The organism is Flagellimonas oceani, assembly GCF_011068285.1.
Classification (GTDB): Bacteria; Bacteroidota; Bacteroidia; order Flavobacteriales; family Flavobacteriaceae; genus Flagellimonas; species Flagellimonas oceani.
In genome coordinates this window covers 3,437,415-3,453,554 of the sequence record NZ_CP049616.1, presented here as the reverse complement: position 1 = coordinate 3,453,554, position 16,140 = coordinate 3,437,415, and the positions used below count along the sequence as shown (strand labels likewise).

The following is a 16,140-nucleotide window of genomic DNA, read 5'->3' as shown; positions in this document are numbered from 1 at the left end:
AAACCAAAATGAAACTGATGAACCTTAAAAAACTGATTTTTGTAACGCTATTTCTGGTGCTCGGAACGGCAATGGGCCAAGCACAGACCGGAAATATTCAGGGAACGATTACCGATGAGAATGGTATCTATGTTCCCGGCGCCAATGTGTATATCGAATCCTTGGTAAAAGGAGCCATTTCCAATTTTGATGGAAAATTTACTATGGTCGGAATCCCGGAAGGAGACTATACTCTACGGGTAACCTATATGGGCTATTCGGATGTGGAGCAACAAGTAAGCGTAACCTCGGGTGAAACTGCTGCAGTAAGTATAGTGCTTACCTCCTCCAATATGGAACTGGACGAAGTGCAAGTGAGTGCCTACGGACTTAGTGGGCAATCCAAGGCATTGAACACCCAGAGGAACAATATGAACATCACCAACGTGGTCTCTACCGACCAAATCGGGAAATTCCCCGATGCCAACATTGGCGATGCCGTTAAGCGTATTCCCGGTATCACCATGCAGGTGGATCAAGGCGAGGCACGTAACATTATTGTAAGGGGTCTCTCCCCACAATTGAATTCCGTTACTCTGAACGGTAGTAGAATCCCTTCCGCGGAATCGGATAACAGAAATATTCAGATGGACCTTATCCCTTCGGATATGATCCAGACCATCGAAGTAAACAAAGCCGTTACCCCCGATATGGATGGAGACGCTTTGGGCGGTTCCGTAAACTTGGTGACCAGAACGGCACCACAGGGTTTTAGGCTATCTGCCACTGCCGGCTCGGGAGTTAACTTTATCACCGACAAGCGGATTTGGAATGGGTCCATTTTGGTGGGTGACCGCACCAACGATGGAAAATTCGGTTATATGTTATCCGCAACCATTAACGATAACGACTTTGGTTCCGACAATATCGAAGCCGAGTGGGACAACGAATTTGAATACAATACAGGGGCAGAGGACGAAGAGGGAGAGCCTATTCTTGAAGAAATGGATGTTAATCCCTATACCAATGTTACCGAACAGCGTACCTACTTGGTACAAAGGGTAAGAAGAAGTTTTTCCGCCAATTTTGATTACCAGATCAATGCCGCGAACAACATCTACCTAAAAACAATGTATAACTGGAGGGACGACCGCGAGAACCGATTTGCATTTGCCCAAGAGATATTGGATGGTGAGGATATAGAGGAAGGTGACTTTACCATAACCAATGGAGTCCCGACCCGATTCCCAATTGAGGCCGTGCGCGAGTCCAAAGGTGGAATAGCGGGTGGTAGAAACAAAAACCGTAGGTTGGAGGACCAACGTATGCAGAATTACACTTTGGGAGGTGATCACCTGTTCGGAAACCTAAAATTTGATTGGATGGGCGCCTATGCCAAAGCATCCGAAGAGCGTTTGAACGAGCGTTATGCGGCCTACGCCGCCGAGTATATCGTGAACAACGATAACTTTGACCCGAAGTATCCGATCATGACAGCTGCCGACCCAAGCGACTTTAATAATTTGGACAATTTTGAGTTTGATGAGATTACCAACGAAAACCAATACACCGAAGAAGAGGATATCAACTTTTTTGCAAATTTTGAATTGCCCGCCGATATTTTTGGTAAGGGCGAAGGTAGTATCAAATTCGGGGCAAGAGGTCGTTTTAAGACCAAATTGAGAAACAATGATTTCTTCGAATATGATTTTGAAGATTTGTACCCGACATTGGGATCGGTCCCTGTAAAGAGTTATACAGACCCAGATTTCTTGGCCGGGGAAAAGTATCAGGCAGGCACTTTTGCAAGCGAAGAGTGGTTAGGTTCTTTGGATTTGAACAGTACCAACGGAGAAGCATTGCCAGACGAATTCCTTCCTGGAAACTTTGAGGTAAAAGAGAACGTTTTGGCGGCCTATCTGATGTTCAACCAAAAGCTTTCCGATAAGTTGAGCGTGCTTGCAGGTGTTAGGGTGGAGCACACAAAATTGGATTCCGATGGTAACAGGGTCGTTTACATTGAAGAAGACGAAGATGCCGGAATCGAAGAAAGTATTGAAGTCGAGAGCGTTTCGGACGAGAACTCATATACCAACGTATTGCCCGGCATTCATTTTAAATACAACTTGGACAATAATACGATAATGCGTTTTGCTTGGACCAACACTTTGGCACGTCCCAATTATGTGGATTTGATCCCGAGATCGGAAATTGTGAACGAAGATGAGGAAGTCATCGTGGGTAACCCAGAACTGGACCCGACTACCTCTATGAACTTTGATTTGAACGCTGAGCACTACTTTGAAAGTGTTGGAATTGTTTCAGGTGGCTTGTTTTACAAAAGAATAAACGATTTTATCTACACCTACATCACCGAAGCGGAAGATGATTCATTCGGTTCCGGAACTACAGGTTATGACGTGTTCCAGCCATTAAACGGGGATTCCGCCTCTATTTTTGGTGCCGAGGTGTCTTTCCAGAGACAGTTGGACTTTTTACCAGGTTTTGCCAGAAATTTTAGTATCTATTTGAACTATACCTACTTGTCATCAAGCGCGGACGGCATCCGTAACGAGGATGGCGACGAGCGTACCGATTTGGATTTGCCCAACACTTCCCCAAATATGTTCAATGGATCGTTGGGCTACGCCGATAAAAGGTTCAGTGCAAGGTTGTCCGCCAACTTCTCCGATTCCTATATTGATGAGATTGGTGGCAACGCTTTTGAAGATAGATACTACGATACCCAGTTCTTCTTGGATTTTAATGCCAGCTACGCCATCACGAGCAATTTGAGGATCTATACCGATGTCAACAACATCACCAATCAGCCATTGCGCTATTTCCAAAGTGTGAAGGAAAGAACGCAGCAAGCTGAATTTTACAGTATTCGGTTCACCTTCGGTTTGAAGTACGATTTGTTCAGAAAATAATTTCAGGTAGTATATTTATATACGGTGTCACAACAAGTGCCTGCCCAATAAGGGTAGGCGCTTGGGACTGGCATTTCCTAATCGTTAACAATTAATATGAGAAAAATATTTATTCCAGTTTTAGCTGCTGTTGCCATGGTTTCCTGTAAACAAGGAAGCAAATTACCGGCCATAGCACCGGACGTAATTACAGAAAAAACCCCGAACGATACCGATGATCCCGCTATTTGGATCAATCCTGACGATGCATCAAAAAGTATTGTGTTCGGAACCGATAAAGAGACCACAGGTGGTATTTATGCTTTTGATCTGGACGGAAAAATCATCAAAGAAAAATCCATAACCGGAATTCAACGGCCCAATAATGTGGATTTGGAATATGGCTTTCAACTGAACGATTCCGTTGCTGTTGATGTTATCGCTTTCACCGAAAGGGAGAAACAACAAATTCGCTTGTTTTCCGTACCCGATATGAAGCCTCTTGATGGTGGTGGTTTTCCGGTGTTCGAGGATGAAACCGATGTGGAACAGCGTTTGGCCATGGGCATCAGTTTGTACAAATCCCTGAAAGATTCATCCGTGTACGCCATTGTAGGAAGAAAGATTGGGCCGAGCGGCTCTTACCTATATCAATATAAATTTGAGTCGGACAGCACAGGGGTTTCCGCCAATTTGGTGCGCAAATTCGGTAGCTTTACGGGCGGTAAAGAAATCGAAGCCATCGCCGTGGACAACGAAATGGGCTACGTCTACTATTCCGACGAAGGTGAATGCGTGAAAAAGTACTACGCGGAACCAAGCATGGGCAACGAGGAGCTGGCCTGTTTTGGAGGTGAGCTGTTTTTGGATGATATTGAGGGCATTGCCATTGCCAGATATGCCAACGGAGAAGGTTACATTATTGTGTCGGACCAACAGCGTGGTCAATTCAATATTTTTTCCAGAAAGGACAATAGTTTTATAAAGGCAGTAAACCTATCAACCTTGGAAACCGATGGTTGTGATGTGGTCACCGTACCATTGAACGATACGTTCCCAAATGGCCTTTTCGCAGCCATGAACGATGAAAAGAATTTTTACTTCTACGATTTGAACAAAGCGCTGGACCTGAAATAGTTTTGGGTACATTCTGATTGAATAATCTCGTTTTCGTAACTCAGTGTTAAAAACGAGTATCGAGAACGGGATTTTTCCTTGAAAACCTAATTCTCGATATAAAATTTTTACAAAATTTCACTCGAATTGACGGTTGTCAAGTTAAAAGAACAAAATCGACTACTATCGATTTAAAATTTGAGCTTTCGTTTTCGGGCGGCAATTTCCCAAGTATCCATTTTTTTGCCGTTCTCGATAACCGAAACTTCATCATGAAGATTGATACTGGGACAAATATGATACGGAATGCCGTACAGGACATCACCAACTTTGTATTTGTCCCATTCTTTTACCTTGATTACGCCATGCTCTTCACTTTGTGAAAGCAGTTCGTAGCCATCAAGATTCAGGAATTTTACCCGTTTGTCAATCGGGTTTTCCGCTGCAACGGATTTATGGCCCAGATCCACGGTTATAATACCTTCCGTAGGTTTGGAAATTATACGTGTAACCAGTAGCGCAGCATACTTAAAATTTTGCTCCGTTAGTTTTTCACTGTACCCCCAATCCCAAAGCACACATGTTCCCGGGCTCGTTATTCTATTTTCTTGGAGCAAATGTGATGTAAAGGACGGGGTTCCCCCACAAACTAGTTGAGCTTGTGGATAATCTATTTTAAGCGCATCAAAATATACCACTACATCCATTACCCCTTGTTCTATCTTTTGATTGCGAACATCAAAATCGGGATCTCTTAGGTGCCCATCGTAAGCATGTAGTCCTTTAAAATTCAGTGACTTGCATATTTTCAAGTAATTTATGAGCTCGTCCAGCCCCGGACCAATTTGGATTCCGGACCGGTCCATTCCATTGTTGATGTCAATATAAATATTGGCCGTGAGTTCCTTTTCCTTGGCTTTTTGGTTCAAAAGCTCCGCAGTGTCCACATTGTCCACTAAAGTTGAAAATTCGGTATCGGGAAAGTGTTCCGTCAAACGTAAAAAACGGTCCATCTTGGGCCCTACCAATTGATGGGCAATAAGGACAGCCTTTGCGCCTGCCTCTGCGGCAATCTCCGCTTCGGAAATAGTGGAAGCCTTGAACCTTGAGATTCCCGACTCCAGCAAAAGCTTCATTACCCGTGGCATTTTGTTGGTCTTTATATGTGGCATCAACCTTTCGGTTTGTCCATTCACCAAGGAAATCATCTCTTTAATGTTGAATTTAAGATGTTCCGAGTAAAGTGCGATGGATGGGGAATCGACCGTTTCAATATTTTTTATTTCAAACCAATGGGCATTCATAATATTCTTCTTTTGAACCAATAAAGGTAAGCATCAAGAATTGATGCTGCCGTATTTTTTTGTCCGTAGCCCAATTCAGTTGATTGAAATTGAATTCAAAAAAAACCACAACAAAAATCTTTTGTACCTTGAATACCATTAACTATAAAACTTATTTATTATGAAAAAAGCAATCATTTCTTCATTATTGGCCTGCTCCATACTTTTCACTAGCTGTTTGGGATCCTTTAGAGCTTTCAATAACTTGAAAGATTGGAACCAAGGGCTAACGGACAGTAAATTTTTGGATAATCTTATTTTTTGGGGATTGAACATTGTCCCTGTTTATGGTCTGTTTTTTCTTGGGGACGCCATTATCTTCAACGTAATCGAATTTTGGTCCGGATCTAACCCAATAGCCATGAAAGATGGTGAGTCCGAAACCCAAATGGTGGAGCACGATGGCAACACTTTTGAAATGATCGCCACCAAGAACAGAATTCAAGTGACCGTGGTGGAAGGTCCAAAAAAGGGCAAGAAAATCGATTTGGTTTACAAACCTGACGAAAAATCTTGGAATGCAGTTCGTCCAAATGGCGAAATCATTAAATTATCTTCCTTTGAAGAAGGTTTTTACATTGTTTACATGCCCAACGGCGAAGAGGTTAAAATTGACCCTATGAGCACTAGGGAAGAAGGTTTGGCCCTAATAAAAGGGAAAGATACGTACCATTACAATGAAACTCTTTTGGCCGAGTAGCAACATATTCACCAATAAAAAACCCATGGCTTTGCCATGGGTTTTTTGTTTTGTATACATTCCTGTTTTAGTATCTGTAGTACTCAGGTTTAAAAGGACCTTCTACGGTTACACCGATATATTCCGCTTGCTCCTCGTTAAGTTCTGTCAACTCGGCGCCCAAACGTGATAAGTGCAACTTGGCCACTTTTTCATCCAAATGCTTCGGAAGCATGTACACTTCGTTGGCATATTTGTCGTTGTGGTTCCAAAGCTCGATTTGCGCCAAGGTCTGGTTGGTGAACGAGTTGCTCATCACAAAACTAGGGTGTCCAGTGGCACAACCAAGGTTTACCAATCTACCTTCTGCCAAGATGATTACATCCTTGCCGTCTATGGTATACTTGTCCACTTGAGGCTTTATTTCGTTCTTGGTATCACCATAGGTGCCGTTTAACCAAGCCATATCGATTTCATTGTCAAAATGGCCAATATTGCAAACAATGGCTTTGTCCTTCAAGGCGCGGAAGTGCTCCTCGCGGATAATATCCTTGTTCCCGGTTGTGGTGATAACGATATCGGCATTGGATATAACGGTTTCCAGTTTTTTCACTTCAAAACCGTCCATACACGCCTGTAGGGCACAAATCGGGTCGATTTCGGTAACGGTAACTATGGAACCTGCGCCACGGAAAGATGCGGCGGTACCTTTTCCAACATCGCCATAACCCGCAACAACCACACGTTTTCCGGCCAACATGGTGTCGGTCGCTCTACGGATGGCATCCACGGCACTTTCGCGACAACCGTATTTGTTATCGAACTTGGATTTGGTGACGGAATCGTTCACGTTGATGGCAGGCATCGGAAGCGTTCCTTTTTTCATTCTTTCGTACAAGCGGTGAACCCCTGTGGTGGTTTCTTCGGACAATCCCATTACTCCACCGGCCAGTTCTGGATATTGGTCCAAAACCATATTGGTAAGGTCGCCACCATCGTCCAAGATCATGTTCAACGGCTTTCTGTCCTCGCCAAAAAACAAGGTTTGCTCAATACACCAATCAAACTCCTTTTCGTTCATACCTTTCCAAGCATACACGGGAATACCGGCGGCAGCGATTGCGGCGGCGGCATGGTCTTGTGTGGAGAAAATGTTACAGGAACTCCAAGTAACGTCTGCTCCCAATGCGACCAAGGTTTCGATCAGAACAGCGGTCTGGATGGTCATGTGCAAACACCCTGCTATTCGGGCACCTTTCAACGGTTGTTGTTTCCCGTATTCTTCACGCAAGGCCATAAGACCTGGCATTTCTGCTTCGGCAAGCTCAATTTCTTTCCTTCCCCAATCGGCAAGAGAGATATCCTTCACTTTATAAGGAACATACGGAATTGTCTTTGTGCTCATACTTTATATAAATTTACTTTTGTAGCTTCGCTTTTATAGTGCGACAAAGATACAAATTCACTTAACTTAAGTTAATGCCTCTTTACAAAACAATAACAGTTTCTCCGACCACCAAGGTCTATATCTGGAAAGTGACCGAGACAGAGGGTGAACTTTCTAAGAATGTGGAGCTTACGGACCATTGTCAGAGTAGGATGGACGGTATGAAATCCGAAGCGCACCGTAGGGCATTTTTAAGCATTCGACACCTTATGGCCGAGGCCGGTTATATGGATCAGGACCTCTATTATGATGATTTTGGGAAGCCTCATCTTAAGGATGGCAAGTTTATATCCATTACGCATTCGCGCAATTTTACCGGAATAATTATCAGTGAGTCAGATGAGGTAGGTATAGATATTGAGATGCAACGGGACAAGATTTTGAAGATTGCCCATAAGTTCACCCCAATTCAAGAGTATAAAACTTTGGCCAATTCAGAGGCATTGGTGCGCAAACTCACCATAGTTTGGGGAGCAAAGGAATCGCTCTACAAGATCTATGCGCAACAGGGGCTCAGTTTTTTAAGACACATCAATGTTATCGATTTTTCTTTTGAGGACACCCGAACCGTTGCCGAGATACTGTACAACGGAAAAAAGTCCCATTACGAAATCGAATTTCTGGAGTTCGAGGGATTTACATGTGTTTATGCCCTTAAAATGATGGGCGGATAATGATTCCTTTTTGTAGTTTTGCCACGAAACTATTTGCCCCATGAAGATATCTGTTGAACTGACTCTATCCCCGCTACAGGACGATTTTGAAGCTCCGGTCATTGCATTTATAAAAAAGCTGCGCGATTCTGGACTTACCGTTTTGGAGAATCCAATGAGTACCCAGATTTTTGGTGATTACGACGCGGTAATGGAATTGCTCAATTCCGAAATAAGGGAAAGTTTTGAGAATTTGGAACATGTGGTGCTGACCATGAAAATGGCAAAATCCGACAGAAGCGAGTATGAGCCCCATTTTTGATTTCTTCCTTGGTCCCTACGAAGACCGTGAGTTCTCACTCATTATTTTGGAGGCCACCGCTTTTTTCTTTGGGATTGCCAGCGTTGTCTACGCCAAAAAAGAAGATATTCTGGTATATCCTACAGGTCTGGTAGCTACTGTTATTACGACCTATATCTTTTTTGTCGATAATCTTTTTGGGGACATGATGATGAATTTCTACTATTCCATTATGAGTATTTATGGATGGTGGAACTGGGCAAGACGGAGGGATGACAGAAAGCCCGTGATCCAGATTACCCGGACGAATGCCAAAGAAAAATGGGTGGGCATCGGTTTTTTTCTACTGACCATGTTGGTCACCTACGGTGTTTACAGGGCATTTGGTGCAGAAATAGGGACTACCAACTACGTGGACATATTTACCTCGGGTATTTTCTTTACGGCAATGTGGTACATGGCCAACAAAAAACTGGAAAACTGGACCCTTTGGATATTGGGAGATTTAATTACCGTACCTTTGTATGCCTATAGAGGATGGGGTATGTTCTCTTTACAATACCTCATTTTTACTGTTCTAGCCGTACAGGGATATCTAGCATGGAAGAAAAACTTGGGCAACAGCCCTCAAACCTCATAAAAGTAGTCCTATTTGGACCTGAATCCACAGGTAAGACTACCCTTGCCAAACAATTGGCCGAACATTACCAAACGGAATGGGTGCCCGAATATGCGAGGGAGTACCTTCAAGATAAATGGGACAGGGAGCAGAAAACCTGTGCGCCACACGATTTGTTGCCCATAGCCTATGGGCAGATGCAATTGGAGAACCAATTGGCAAAAAGCGCCAATAATGTACTTATCTGTGATACTGATCTATTGGAGACCAAAGTGTATTCGGAAGCCTATTACAACAGTACATGCGACCCACTTTTGGAAGAATACGCCCTAAAAAACAAGTACGACCTTTATTTCTTGACCTATATTGATACACCTTGGGTCGCCGACGATCTTCGGGACAAACCCGATGAAAGAGAACGAATGTTTGCGTATTTCAAGGAAGCTTTGGAGAAAAATAACAGGAAATTCGTTATTTTAAGGGGTGATAAAGCGTCAAGGCTTTCCACAGCAGTCGAACACATTGATAAACTTCTCCAAAAACATGATAGAATTAAGTCCTAAAGACTTGGAACAACTGGATTCCAAAGGAATTTCAAAAGAAAAAGTAGCAAATCAAATACAAACATTTAAAGAAGGCATCCCTTTTGTACAACTATCACAGGCAGCTGTGGTCGGCAACGGGATACTTCGGTTCTCCGAAAAGGAACAGTTGGACCTGCTTCAATATTTTGAGGATACCAGAACGGAGCTTGAACTTTTAAAGTTTGTGCCCGCTTCGGGTGCGGCATCACGGATGTTCAAGGCCATGTTCAATTTTTTGGACAGTTATGACCCGTCAAAAGAAACACTATCCGAATACATAGAACGTACTGGAGATAACGATGCCAAAAAGTTTACCGAAAACCTTTCGGATTTTCCTTTTTACGATCTGATCATGTCCCGAATTAAGGGTAAGGCGTCCAACAAAGATGAGGAAGCCTACCTTTTTGTAGAGGAAATGTTGAGCGAGAGTGGCCTAAACTATGGATTTTATCCCAAAGGCCTTTTGCCTTTTCATAAATATAAGGAAGGGACTGCCACGCCTTTCGAGGAGCATTTAAAGGAGGCAGCGCTCTATGCCAAGACCAAGGGCAGGGCAAATCTTCATTTTACCGTGTCGGAACAGCATGATGAGATGTTCGCCAAGGAAGAGGCATCGGTGGGACCAAAGGTCTCTGAAAACACGGACACTAAATTTCAAGTTTCCTACTCAAACCAAAAACCTTCCACGGACACCATTGCGGTGGATATGGAGAACAAGCCCTTTAAAAATAACGATGGGTCCATTTTGTTCCGTCCAGGAGGGCATGGCGCTCTTATTGAAAACCTGAACGATCAGGATGCCGACATTATCTTCATCAAGAATATAGATAATGTGGTCATCGATAAAGACTTGGAGACCGTATCCAACAGTAAAAAAATGTTGGCAGGTGTGCTTAAAAAAGTTCAGGACAAAGCGTTCGCTTATGCCAAACTTTTGGAAAAGGGCGATGTTTCCATTGAAAAAGCAGAAGAAATCAAGTTGTTTTTGGAAAAAGACCTTAATGTCCGTATGCCCAAAAATTATGATGATTTTGGGGTTGATGAACAAAAAACGATTTTGAAGGATAAAATCAACCGTCCCATCAGAATATGTGGTATGGTAAAGAACGAGGGCGAACCCGGTGGCGGTCCGTTTTGGGTAAAGGATTCCCAAGGTAACGTATCCCTTCAGATCATTGAATCCGCCCAAATTGATATGGAGAACAAAGATCAGGCAGCGATACTACAAAACGCTACCCATTTTAACCCTGTAGACCTAGTATGCGGCGTTCGGGACCATAAAGGGAAAAAGTTCAACCTTTTGGATTTTGTGGACACCAAACAAGGCTTTATCACCGGTAAGACCAAAGAGGGGAAAGAGCTGAAGGCGTTGGAGCTTCCCGGACTTTGGAACGGGGCCATGGCTTTTTGGAACACCATTTTCGTGGAGGTGCCTTTGGTGACCTTTAATCCTGTAAAAACTGTGAACGATCTTTTAAAGCCTACCCATCAGCCGTAGAAATCTAAGAACCAAATAATTATGGCCGCTACCTAAAAAGTAGCGGTTTTTTTTGTTCAAAAAAGTGACCTGTCATCAAAAGATGTGTCCAATAAGTAGATTCGAAATTATTTTCGATGACATGATTAAATTTTGATAATCCTTGCGGGTTGTCTTAACTAGGTTGGTTGATTTGGTAAGGAGGCCGTGCACTATGTGCGGCTTTCTTTTCATAAATGTTCAAAACGGAGGGCAACGGCATATAAATTATGTTTTACAAAATAATCTTGTTCCTTAATCTGGTATCGTTGGGGCTGGCTCTGTATATACTGATATCATATATTAAGAACAGAAATAGGGATAAACATATCAAAAAGCAGGATGATGCTATATAAACACTATCCATGTATTGTCCATTTCTGCCAATCTGTACCATGGTCTTTTTTCCTTGTGACCATATATTGGCAAATAGGGAAGGCTGCTTAGGCAGCCTTTTTTGTATAATTTTTACACACTTTGTTTACGGTATTACACAGTTTTACACATTATCCAAAAACGGCACAAAAACATAACGTTTTCATATTCAGTTATTTATGTTGATTTTTGATGAAAACTTTGAATTGGCACTATGTTTTCAGTTAGATAAGCAAGTTTAACAATAAAATTAAAATACCATGAAAAATTTAGCTTTAGCAACAGTACTATCATTTGTAGGAATCACAGCATTTGCCAATGTTGAAACTCCACAACTAGAAAATAACAGTGCAATCGAGATCGTAGTAGGTGATTTTGAAGAGATCAACGTATCTGACCTTCCATCTGCCGTATCAAGTGCAGTAGAAACCAATTATCCTTCTGCTACAATCGATAAAGCATACAAAAACGATCAAGACCAGTACAAATTGGAACTTACCCTTGAAGACGGTACTACAGGAACTGTATATGCCGATGCTGAAGGGAACTGGATTGACATGTAATTAGATATATCATCCCACAGTAGTTAGTTTGGTTAAGAAAAGGGTTGCATTGTGCAGCCCTTTTTTTTGTGATAATTTTATAAGAACAAAGCCATCCATAAAAAAGTATGGGCCGTATATTAGTTAACTGATATATGCCCAAAATCCTAATCATTGAAGACGATACTGCCTTCTGCCAAATGCTTCAAAAGTTTTTGGCAAAGAACGGTTTTGATGTATCCACAAGCTATTCCATCAAAGAGGCCGAAGACCTTATTTCCTCCTCTACTTTTGATATTATCCTGTCCGATGTACGACTGCCGAAGGGCAATGGTGTTACATTGCTGCCACAGGTAAAACGGGATTCTCCAAGAACACAGGTGATCCTGATGACCGGTTATGCCGAGGTCAAAACTGCGGTAAATGCCATTAAAAAAGGAGCTTTCGATTATATTTCCAAACCGTTTACACCCGAAGCAATACTTGCAGTGATCAAGGAAGCCTTGAACACAGATGTAATCGAGGCCAAAATCGATGACAAGACTCCAAAAAAGGCACCAATAGCGGAAAGGAAACCCGTTGGGTTTTTAAAAGGACAGGGAGAAAAGTCAAAAAAACTACAACAGTACATAGAGTTGGTGGCGCCCACGAACATGTCCGTTCTACTTACCGGGGAAAGCGGTACCGGCAAGGAGGTGACCGCAAACTCCATACATAGGGCAAGCAATAGAAGCGATAAGCCATTTATTGCGGTAGATTGTGGGGCCATACCCAAGGAAATTGCCACAAGCGAGTTTTTTGGTCACGTAAAAGGTAGTTTCACGGGGGCCATAGATGATAAAAAAGGCCATTTTGAAGCTGCCAATGGAGGTACGCTCTTTTTGGACGAGGTGGGGAATCTATCCTACGAACACCAAGTGCAATTGCTGCGGGCCATTCAAGAACGTAAAATAAAACGTGTGGGAAGTACCCAGGAAATACTTGTGGATATCCGAATCATCGCCGCCACCAACGAAAACCTTCTCGAAGCGGTGGAAGAAGGCGATTTTAGGGAGGATCTGTACCACCGCCTCAATGAATTTTCCATAGAAGTACCATCGTTAAGGGACAGGAAGGAAGATATTCTCCTGTTCGCGGATTATTTTCTGGCAAGGTCCAATTCCGAATTGAACAAGAATGTCTTGTATTTCTCTGAAGAGACCAAACGGATCTTGATGGATTACGATTGGCCCGGAAATTTAAGGGAAATGAAAAATGTGATCAAAAGGGCCGTGCTTTTCTCCAATACCGAAACCATGCTCCCGACTGCCTTGGCAGATGAGGTAGTGGATGGGGCCAGTAATCATAAAGAGCTTGTTTTTTCCAAGGGCGATTTTGAAAAGGAACGTATTCTGGATGCCTTAAAACAAACCAACTTTAACAAGAGCAAAGCGGCAAAATTGTTACAGATCACCAGAAAGACCCTGTACAATAAAATTAATCAGTACCAGTTGGATGTGTAGCCAAATAGTTTCTGACCTCATAATCAAGACTGTTCAGCACAGTCCGAAGCTCGGATAAAATTTCAAATACTTTTTCTCCTTTTACATCATCGGAAATAGTTTCCAAAACCTCCAATAATTGTATCGCACCGCTCACCTCCAATTGCCTGAACATGGGCAGCATTTTATGGGACGTGGCCCTAATGTCGGTATAATCCTCATTGCCAATGGCAGAAAACAAAAGCTCGGTATTTTTATTCGAATTCTCCAAAAACACCTCCAAAACCTCTTTTATTGATTGAAAATCGTCTAAAAATGGAGAAATATTGGAAATAGTGAACATTTTGGATTCTGGCGGGACAATTGTTTTGTGTTCGTGCACAACATCAGAAATTTGAAGCGCTTCCAACAGGGTAACTGCCTTAAATGGTTTTTGCAGCACATCTGTAAAACCAATCCTCAAATATTCGGATTTATCCCCTATCTGTTGCCCCGTCATGGCTATTATGGGTTTAGGGTAGCCCATATTCTTCATGTTTTCCAGAACGGTAAAGCCATCCACGGTGGGCATTTGGATGTCCGTCAGTACCACATCGAACTGTGCTATTTTTGAAAGATCAACATCTTTGAAACAGGTAAACGTATTTGTTTTGATGTTGTGGGTCTTGCATACTTCGGCGATCAGGCTCAACATATTTACATCATCGTCAATGACCAAAACATGTAGGCCATCCTGCATTAAAACTGGAATTTTTGGAGCTTCCTCTTCGATTTGAATATCGGAGAACTCAATGGGAAGCTCAATTGTAAAGGTGCTTCCCTTGTCCACTTCACTTTTCAAACGTAAAGAGCCTCCCAACAGTTCCGTCAGTTTTTTGGATATGGTGAGACCAAGACCGTACCCTACGCGCTTTTTTTGGGAGGAAGTTCCCGCTTGGGTAAACTCTTGAAAAATATCTTCCTGTTTTTCCGCAGGTATTCCAATGCCCGTATCCTCAACCTCGATTCTAGCCCATGTGCCCTTGTTTTTCTCTACCACCGCAGCAGAAACTTTGACCCGGCCTTCATCGGTAAATTTAAAGGCGTTGCCAATAAGGTTGGTTAATATTTGCCGTATTCTAAAAGGATCGTTGATGATGGGCGTTCTTAAATCCTCGGCAATTTCCAATTGTAGCGAAACCTTGCTTTTGGATTGCATTTCCTCAAAATTTATAGCAGTTTCCTCAATTAATTGTGACAAAACAAAAGGCACTTTGTCCAATTGGATTTTTCCAGCCTCCAATTTTGAAAAATCCAACAAATCGTTCACCAGCTTTTCCACATAGTCGGAGGACGATCGTATTTTGTTTAAGTAGCCAGTTTGTTTGTCGGTCAATCCGCTTTGTCCGATCAGGTCGGAATAGCCACCGATTGTGTTCAAAGGGGTGCGTAGGTCGTGGCTCACGGTCGATATGAGCTGTTCCCTGCTTTTTAAAAGCGATTCCGAATATTTTTTGGCGCTTTCCAGCCGTTCCCGATATTCTTGCACTTTCCAATAATCCTTGGATATGATAAAAGTAAACACGATTACAATGATGAGCCCCAAGATTACCGCCCCACCTGCCAATCGTGTACTCTTTTTCAAAGCCTCTTCCCGTTGTAGGGTGTCCAAATAAGTGTTCTGTGCCATTTCCTGTTCAAAATCCGACAAGATCCCCCTCATTTTTTGGGAAAGCTCAAGGTCCGTGCGATAAATTTCAAGCTCTTTTTGAAGCACGGTCCGCTCGGCGGAGGCCGTTTCTGCAATGGCCTTGTTCAGAATGGATTTGGAGACCTCTAAAATGGAATCAATATTGTTTGCGTCCGAGTTCCCATCGGCATTGGGAATATTTTTGTTGAGGATGGCCACGGACCTCCGTATGGACTCTTTGGCTTCCGGGGACAATTTTTCAAAATTAGGGGCGAATGTTTCGGGGGTTATTCTGCCCATGCCCACTTCCATATCGTGAAAAGCCTTTAAAACCGAATCCAACGAAGTGTTGTTTTCGTTCCTTACCTTAAGTTTTCGCAATTCCGCGTTGTTGAACACCTTTTGGCTCAGCAACTCTTGTACACTGTCCAATTTGGAACTTTGGTTGCTATAGTTTTTTTGGACCAAGGGTTTTAGGGAATCTATGAACTGGGTAATCGAGTCCACTTTCTGTGCGTAGGACTTTAAATCATTGGGTTTTTTGGTCTGAAGGGCCAGCTTGGATAGGTTTTCGGCATCGTAAAGCTGTGTGAGCAGCCTATTGGTCTTTAGTAGCTTTTCGTTGCTCTCGTCCTTGTTTTTTGAAGAGGTATAACTTTTGAACTCGTTGTAGATAAAGAATGCGGCCAGCGTTGCAAGAATGCCCAGCGCAACATAGCTCAATACAATTTTTAGGGTGAACCTATTTTTGGATTTAGGGTGCATACTCTTATATACGCTCGTACTTAGGGTGCACGGTTGTTAGCAAAAGTTAAATTTTTAAGATGTTTTTTATGAAAATCAATATACGCATCTTACATTTGCCGCATCTCAAAGGGGTGCTTTATAAAAAGGCTGAGATTATACCCAATGAACCTGGGCGGG

General features: G+C 42.7%; 13 protein-coding genes. 10 read left to right on the top strand and 3 right to left on the bottom strand.

The features are described from left to right. Positions 1 to 8: 8 nt before the first annotated feature. Both GVT53_RS15625 and GVT53_RS15620 read left to right on the top strand, forming a co-directional pair. The gene (locus tag GVT53_RS15625; protein ID WP_166249426.1) at positions 9 to 2,912 is read left to right on the top strand and encodes a TonB-dependent receptor; all 2,904 of its coding nucleotides are present in this window, start codon (positions 9 to 11) and stop codon (positions 2,910 to 2,912) included. A gap of 96 nt (positions 2,913 to 3,008) precedes the next feature. Further along, complete coding sequence (locus GVT53_RS15620; protein ID WP_166249425.1) at positions 3,009 to 4,028, top strand: phytase; 1,020 nt, start codon at positions 3,009 to 3,011, stop codon at positions 4,026 to 4,028. Between the two features lie 170 nt (positions 4,029 to 4,198). Here GVT53_RS15620 and GVT53_RS15615 read toward each other — a convergent pair whose 3' ends face one another. Further along, positions 4,199 to 5,311, bottom strand: a complete 1,113-nt coding sequence (locus GVT53_RS15615; RefSeq protein WP_166249424.1) for a D-TA family PLP-dependent enzyme — start codon at positions 5,309 to 5,311, stop codon at positions 4,199 to 4,201. A gap of 160 nt (positions 5,312 to 5,471) precedes the next feature. Between GVT53_RS15615 and GVT53_RS15610 the strand changes: the two genes are divergently transcribed. Then, the gene (locus GVT53_RS15610; protein ID WP_166249423.1) at positions 5,472 to 6,050 is read left to right on the top strand and encodes a DUF3332 domain-containing protein; all 579 of its coding nucleotides are present in this window, start codon (positions 5,472 to 5,474) and stop codon (positions 6,048 to 6,050) included. A 67-nt stretch (positions 6,051 to 6,117) separates the two neighbouring features. Here the strand turns inward: GVT53_RS15610 and ahcY are convergent, their stop codons facing one another. Continuing rightward, positions 6,118 to 7,434 (bottom strand): adenosylhomocysteinase, encoded by a 1,317-nt coding sequence (gene ahcY / locus GVT53_RS15605; RefSeq protein WP_166249422.1) that lies wholly within the window; start codon positions 7,432 to 7,434, stop codon positions 6,118 to 6,120. A 74-nt stretch (positions 7,435 to 7,508) separates the two neighbouring features. On the opposite strand from ahcY, the gene GVT53_RS15600 reads away from it, so the two are divergent. The 7 genes from GVT53_RS15600 to GVT53_RS15570 all read left to right on the top strand — a co-directional run bounded on the left by GVT53_RS15600 (position 7,509) and on the right by GVT53_RS15570 (position 13,568). Next, positions 7,509 to 8,150: a 4'-phosphopantetheinyl transferase family protein gene (locus tag GVT53_RS15600; protein WP_166249421.1), complete on the top strand. Its 642-nt coding sequence runs from the start codon at positions 7,509 to 7,511 to the stop codon at positions 8,148 to 8,150. Between the two features lie 40 nt (positions 8,151 to 8,190). Continuing rightward, entirely contained in the window at positions 8,191 to 8,451 is a 261-nt protein-coding gene (locus GVT53_RS15595; RefSeq protein WP_166249420.1) for a YkoF family thiamine/hydroxymethylpyrimidine-binding protein, read from the top strand. Next, on the top strand, positions 8,435 to 9,070 hold the full coding sequence (pnuC, locus tag GVT53_RS15590) for a nicotinamide riboside transporter PnuC (protein WP_166249419.1): 636 nt from the start codon (positions 8,435 to 8,437) through the stop codon (positions 9,068 to 9,070). The genes GVT53_RS15595 and pnuC overlap by 17 nt, the downstream gene beginning before the upstream one ends. Beyond that, entirely contained in the window at positions 9,031 to 9,612 is a 582-nt protein-coding gene (locus GVT53_RS15585; RefSeq protein WP_166249418.1) for an AAA family ATPase, read from the top strand. Before pnuC ends, GVT53_RS15585 begins: the two co-directional genes overlap by 40 nt. After that, positions 9,593 to 11,131, top strand: coding sequence for a DUF4301 family protein (locus GVT53_RS15580; protein WP_166249417.1), 1,539 nt, complete (start codon positions 9,593 to 9,595; stop codon positions 11,129 to 11,131). Before GVT53_RS15585 ends, GVT53_RS15580 begins: the two co-directional genes overlap by 20 nt. A gap of 653 nt (positions 11,132 to 11,784) precedes the next feature. Then, positions 11,785 to 12,087, top strand: a complete 303-nt coding sequence (locus GVT53_RS15575) for a hypothetical protein (protein WP_166249416.1) — start codon at positions 11,785 to 11,787, stop codon at positions 12,085 to 12,087. A gap of 134 nt (positions 12,088 to 12,221) precedes the next feature. Beyond that, positions 12,222 to 13,568, top strand: a complete 1,347-nt coding sequence (locus GVT53_RS15570; protein WP_166249415.1) for a sigma-54-dependent transcriptional regulator — start codon at positions 12,222 to 12,224, stop codon at positions 13,566 to 13,568. On the opposite strand, the gene GVT53_RS15565 is transcribed toward GVT53_RS15570, so the two are convergent. Next, positions 13,543 to 15,981, bottom strand: a complete 2,439-nt coding sequence (locus tag GVT53_RS15565; RefSeq protein ID WP_166249414.1) for a hybrid sensor histidine kinase/response regulator — start codon at positions 15,979 to 15,981, stop codon at positions 13,543 to 13,545. The genes GVT53_RS15570 and GVT53_RS15565 overlap by 26 nt on opposite strands. Positions 15,982 to 16,140: the final 159 nt, after the last annotated feature.